The sequence below is a fragment of the Dolichospermum circinale AWQC131C genome (assembly GCF_000426905.1).
In the GTDB taxonomy this organism is placed as follows: domain Bacteria; phylum Cyanobacteriota; class Cyanobacteriia; order Cyanobacteriales; family Nostocaceae; genus Dolichospermum; species Dolichospermum circinale.
On sequence record NZ_KE384623.1, the window covers coordinates 19,751 to 25,333 of the forward strand.

General features: G+C 37.8%; 5 protein-coding genes and 1 pseudogene. 5 read left to right on the top strand and 1 reads right to left on the bottom strand.

Annotated elements, in window-relative coordinates:
* The 5 genes and pseudogenes from ACIR131C_RS26095 to ACIR131C_RS25135 form a co-directional block, all read left to right on the top strand.
* Positions 1-423, top strand: a 423-nt coding sequence (locus tag ACIR131C_RS26095) for a hypothetical protein (RefSeq protein ID WP_028090761.1), incomplete at its 5' end; no start/stop codon positions are given.
* 499 nt (positions 424-922) lie between these two features.
* Positions 923-1,423: a hypothetical protein gene (locus ACIR131C_RS0114370; RefSeq protein WP_028090763.1), complete on the top strand. Its 501-nt coding sequence runs from the start codon at positions 923-925 to the stop codon at positions 1,421-1,423.
* A 36-nt stretch (positions 1,424-1,459) separates the two neighbouring features.
* Positions 1,460-1,903 (top strand): hypothetical protein, encoded by a 444-nt coding sequence (locus tag ACIR131C_RS0114375; RefSeq protein WP_155963126.1) that lies wholly within the window; start codon positions 1,460-1,462, stop codon positions 1,901-1,903.
* Positions 1,904-2,025: 122 nt separating this feature from the next.
* Positions 2,026-2,142: pseudogene (locus ACIR131C_RS27230) on the top strand (DUF2887 domain-containing protein); the annotation flags it as partial.
* A 6-nt stretch (positions 2,143-2,148) separates the two neighbouring features.
* On the top strand, positions 2,149-2,409 hold the full coding sequence (locus ACIR131C_RS25135; protein WP_051347571.1) for a DUF4351 domain-containing protein: 261 nt from the start codon (positions 2,149-2,151) through the stop codon (positions 2,407-2,409).
* A 371-nt stretch (positions 2,410-2,780) separates the two neighbouring features.
* On the opposite strand, the gene ACIR131C_RS0114385 is transcribed toward ACIR131C_RS25135, so the two are convergent.
* A complete protein-coding gene (locus ACIR131C_RS0114385; protein ID WP_028090766.1) occupies positions 2,781-4,796 on the bottom strand; it encodes a glycoside hydrolase family 10-like protein in 2,016 nt (671 codons plus the stop codon).
* Positions 4,797-5,583 lie beyond the last annotated feature (787 nt).

Genomic DNA, 5,583 nt, shown 5'->3' on the forward strand with positions numbered 1-5,583 from the left:
CACAGCACTCAAGCACAAAACAGTCGAGAATTTAAAGCGATAGATTCTATAAAAGATAAAAGTATCTTAATTGCTCAATCTCAACCTAGTATTAGTGATACGGTTCAGTTTGCCGTTAATGCAATCCACAAACTTAGACAACAAGGAAAGATTAATCTTCGTCGAGATAGTAATTACACTTTTGGTGATATTAGGATAGAGATAGATAATGTAAAACCAGAGTTGCTAAATCAAAACCTATCTTCAGAAGGAAATTTTAATCCTTTTGCAAATTGGATCACAATTAAAAATCTCAAACAAGACATATCTGTGACTGTTCAAGTAGTAGGTTCTAACTCTTATAAATCTATAGGTTACAGTACACCCAAGCGTGTTCCTGGTAAATCTATTGATTTGTGCTGTACAATTTACAATCCTAGATAAAACTTTTTCTTGGTGTTTAGTAATTAAGGACATTATCATGAAAAAGTTCCATAAATTACTGATGACTACCACCGTCATAGTTTCGATATTTGGGTGGAATATTCACAGCACTCCCGTTGCAGCCAAGCCAAATTATATAGGAATATGGTACAATGTGGGACTTAGTAATGAATACATTTCTAAATATAGAGTCTTTCAAAAAAATGGCAAAGTTCATGATTACCAAAAGCTAAAAACTGGTCTAATTGGCTCATCCTATAAATGGGATTATCAAGTCCTTTCCAATGGTTCAATTAGAGTTTTTAGTCTATTAAAAGAGATTTGTGTGCTAACTAAGATTAATAAAATACAATGCTACTCTGACGGGAATAGCCTCGGTGATTTGGGACTTTACATAAAAAGGTAGTGTAATGTGAGCGATCGCCACCGGTGGGTATAATGAGATCGCTATCAAAAGTTATCCTGTTTAGCCTTTTACTATTTATATCAGGACATTACCATGAATCAGTTATCTAAACTCATTATCGCTGCTACAACCATAGGATCATTTCTTAGCCTTCCCCTGGGTGAAACATTGGTTCAAGCTCAAGATGCAGCAGTTATTCAATGTATCACTCAATATACAAATTTAGGCATTTCACCCGATGCTGCATTAGCACAGTGTCAAAAAAGCAATCTAGCTGAATGTGTTCAACGTTTGATAAGTAAAAAATATGTTGCTAAATCAGTTTCCCAATTTAATGGACGTTATTTAGTTGATTTAGGTGACAGTGATACAAGATGGCTAGAGGGTAAAAACTGGAGAGACAAAGGATGTAGCGCCCACACAGAAGGTCAATATAAAAGACAAAGTGACAATCGGCGTGAGTTTGGGGGTAGACGTTCCTACGAGTGGTTTAGACAGGGTTGGTGTTCACAACCACAAATAGAGTTGGAGCAAAATTACTCTGTTGATGAAGCAAAAACACTTTGTGAATTAGGTTTACAGCCAAAAGAATAATTAACATCGGGAAAATCTTACTCAAAGGAAATACTCATGAATACATTTCAAAAGTTGTTGATGACTACGACTGTCATCACTTCTGTATTAGCCGGAAATATCAACTTGGTACAAGCACAAAACAGATCAGAATTGCTTGTAGTTAATCAACTCCCAACTAACACGGAAAATTTCAGAAAAGGTCAGACTATTTTAATTGCTCAATCTTCCAATCAGAGTAGTCAAATTTGTCAAAATCATTCCTCTAGGAAAACAGCTTATTCTAGTGGTTGGTCGGCGGGTTTTAATGGAGGTATACTTAACAATACATACGAAAATGAACGCAGTCGTAACTGTTATGATTGGGGTTATACGGATGGTAAAATTGAAAAGTCTAAACTGGATATGCAAAAGATGCGTAATGACTCATTCATATATCAGTCGTGCCTTTCTACTCGGCTTTTAGATCCTAGTATTCAGTGTCGGCGACCTAATTATTAGTATCCGATCGCTAGTAGTGTAATGGCTGTCGGGTGGACATACTTCGACAACTTTTCAACCATTTTTAATGCGATCGCCGATCCAGTAGGGTGGGTTAATCAAGGATCACTAGTACAGAAGCTATAGACACAGCCAGATTTTTACTAGCACAAGCACAAACACAATCAGAAACAGGTATAATAGATTTAATTACGACGATCATTGTTTACAAATTTACCAACTTAACCAGAAAGGAAATTATCACCATGTTAGGACTTGACTTAGAAGAACCAAGAGCTATCCGCGAAGCAAAAGAAGAAGGTCGTGAGGAAGGTCGTGAAGAAGGTCGCAAGCAAGAAGCTATATCCCTAGTTATCCGATTATTAAATCGACGTTTAGATGGAATTTCTCAGCAGTGCTGTTCACAAATTCAACTGTTATCTTTAACACAGATCGAAACTTTGGGTGAGGATTTGTTGGATTTTGTGGCTGTGGCTGATTTAGAAAAATGGTTACAGTCTCATTGAATCTAAAATAGAGCGATCGCCTATATTCTAGGTTAAGTAATATGGGATTTTTCTTCACTCCAACCTCATGTCTATAAGTTTTTCTTGTCTGTTAATCTGTTAATTTGCAAAAACTCCCTTTCAATCGTCCGCGTACAAGAATTACCAATATCGAAGGTATTTAGAAATTTAGAGGAGATCTAATTTATGTTCGGGTGAGAAGTTCAGTAGGATTATCTGGCGAGAGAAAATATCAAATTTGTGCTTTAGTTTTCACCACAAACGCTTGATTGGATCTGATTTTTAGGTATTGACAAAGCATTTTAAATATGTTATCCTTATTTTGATAAGGAAGAACTATCTTCCATTTATTTAGCTTGCGGTTGCTAAACCTACGCTACAGTAATCATGACACCTTCACTTTCATTCCCTAATCTATCCACAGCGCAGACAGCATAAGTACCGGGTGTAACTGTCGCAAAGGTAGTACCAGCGGATAAAATGCGTTTAATTGTCCAATTCTGACCACTTTGAACATACAGACTCCAAGCACGCACAGACCTATTATCTCCTGGTTGCCAGTTTAATTTACCATCAAGGAATTTGAGATTTTTGGGCGGTGTCGGTGTTACGGAACTTTTCCATGGCATACTAGGAACGAGGGCAGGTGTGGGATAATGGGTTTTAAACTCGTCACTAATGCCTTGACGATTTTCCTGAATGCCAGTCATACTAAAAAAGATATTACCCAAAGACAAATTAGCCGCTAAATTCCGAGAAATCTGAATTTGCTTGGTAATTTCGCTGTTTTTCCAGGTTTTACCATCCAATTGTCCTAGATTGTTACCGGCATAAACATGACGCTGCTTACTATTGATTTTAGTCCACCATTGCAGTAGTGCCTCGTAGCTTTGTTTCGTTTGGTCAGTACGCCAGTAGAGTTGAGGCGCAATATAATCTACCCAACCTTGCTGTAACCATTTTTTAGAATCAGCATAAAGGACATTATAGGCATCTAACCCAACAATCCCCGCAGGTTCTCCAGAACGATAAATACCAAAAGGACTAATACCAAATTTAACATCAGGTTTGGTGGCTTTAATTCCTTGAGAAAGTCGCAATACCATTTGATTAACGTTTTCTCGTCGCCAATCTTCTAAACTGAGTTTACCACCTTGGGCTTGATAAGCAGCGTAGGTTTTATGATCGGGAAAGGGTTTACCAGATATGGGATAGGGGTAAAAATAATCATCTAGATGAATAGCATCTACATCATAACGCCGGACAACATCAATAATCACATTGTAGGCTCTGTCTTGAACAATTTTTGCCCCTGGGTCCATCCATTGTTGAGTACCCCATTGATAAACAACTTCTGGGTTAGTCACCGCAATGTGGGGACGGACAGGAGAAACTTGACTATTGGCTCTAGCGCGGTAAGGATTGAACCAAGCGTGTACTTCGATATTGCGTTGATGACATTGAGCGATCGCAAATTCCAAAGGATCGTAAAATGGTGTTGGTGCTTTTCCCTGAGTTCCTGTAATCCAAGCACTCCAAGGTTCTAATTCAGAAGCATATAAAGCATCACCTTCTGGTCGTATCTGCAAAACTAAAGCATTGAAATTCAAAGATTGTAACTGTTTAATAATCGCTAATAACTCTGCTTTTTGCTCTTCAACAGTCAGTCCTGGTTTAGAAGGCCAGTCACTATTCCACACAGACGCTACCCAAGCACCTCGGAACTCACGCCGATGACTGACCTTGATAGTATTAGTATTAGGGGCTGGAGATAAAGCCCCAGGCACAACAATATAAGCAGAAGGAATTTTTTCCGCTTTTCCTAAATATACTAACCCTTGATAAACTACCGCCGCTACATCCGCGCGAGTAACCGCTGTTTTATAATTAAGGATTTTGACATTGGGATAATTTACTACCCAACCAACGCGAGTCGCTAAAGCTATTTGATTAATTCCATAATAAGGAATTAAAGCTCCATCTTGGTAAATTTCCGCTAGTTTACTCACTAAGTCCAGGTCAACTTGACCAGCAATTCCCAAGCCATTGACCATGGCTACTAAAACATCACCTTTAAAAATACTTTCATCTATACCGAAACGCTTATTTGGATATCCTGTCAAGAATCCACTTTCATAAACTTTTTTAATCGCCTTGAACGCCCAATGGGTATCAGGAACATCCACAAAACCCGCATATTCACGTTTCACCGCTGGGGAAAAAACAGCAGCGATAATAGCCGCGAACTCAGCCCGAGTTACAGGGTTATTAGGGCGGAAAGTTCCATCAGGATACCCTTTAAGAATCCCCCTTGCGGCTAAGGCCTCAATAAATGCCCTCGACCAATGACTTTGAATATCGGAAAATGTTATAGGAGTAGATACCATATTTCTGGAGATAGTTACATCCTTTATTAATGTAGCAATATTTAAGTAGGTGAACGGAAAAAAACCGAAATATGTAACAAAAAGTAAAGTTGCCGAAAACCTCTTCCCTGTTCCCTGTTCCCTGTTCCCTAAATGCCCTCGACCAATGACTTTGAATATCGGCAAATTTTATAGGTGTAGATACCATATTTGATTAAATAGTTACATCCTCTATTAATTTAGCAATATTTAGTCCATAATTGTTAGTTTTTTATCCAGTTAGATATATAAGTTTTTTAAATGTCCCTTTTGAAAAAAAATCGCCTCCCTATGTTTATTGAGAATATAGCTGGTTGATTCTCAAGATTATTGAGAATATGGTCAATAAGCTAACGAGTTTACTAGGGTATTGACATCTCCATATTTTGTGGTAATATTATAGTGTATGTTCTGGAAGTTATTATATCTAAAATTAATACTGAGAATAATCATTACTAAGTTATAGGCTCAAAATCCAGACAATAAATTCTGTGTTAGATAAAAGCCAACCATTGAGAATATAAAGTTTTATTTTGTTAACTTGATTAAGTATAATTCATGGTAAACTAATCATAATTTGGCAAATATTACCAAATAAGATGAATAACATAACTTACAGGGGTTTCCGCTCTTATGAGGTACATCATAAGCCCCCTCCTCGCACCCCCCTCAATCCCCCCGCTGCGGGGGGAAGAAAAGGATAAATTTTTGATATTGGAGGGGGTTGGGGGTGGGGTTCTTGTACCTCATAACATCGGGAAGTGCTGTA

What these genes read in the sequence shown, in the direction of transcription:
- ACIR131C_RS0114370 (WP_028090763.1), top strand. Translation starts at nt 923, where the DNA reads ATGAATCAGTTATCTAAACTCATTATCGCTGCTACAACCATAGGATCA.
- ACIR131C_RS0114375 (WP_155963126.1), top strand. Translation starts at nt 1,460, where the DNA reads ATGAATACATTTCAAAAGTTGTTGATGACTACGACTGTCATCACTTCT.
- ACIR131C_RS25135 (WP_051347571.1), top strand. Translation starts at nt 2,149, where the DNA reads ATGTTAGGACTTGACTTAGAAGAACCAAGAGCTATCCGCGAAGCAAAA.
- ACIR131C_RS0114385 (WP_028090766.1), bottom strand. Translation starts at nt 4,796, where the DNA reads ATGGTATCTACTCCTATAACATTTTCCGATATTCAAAGTCATTGGTCG.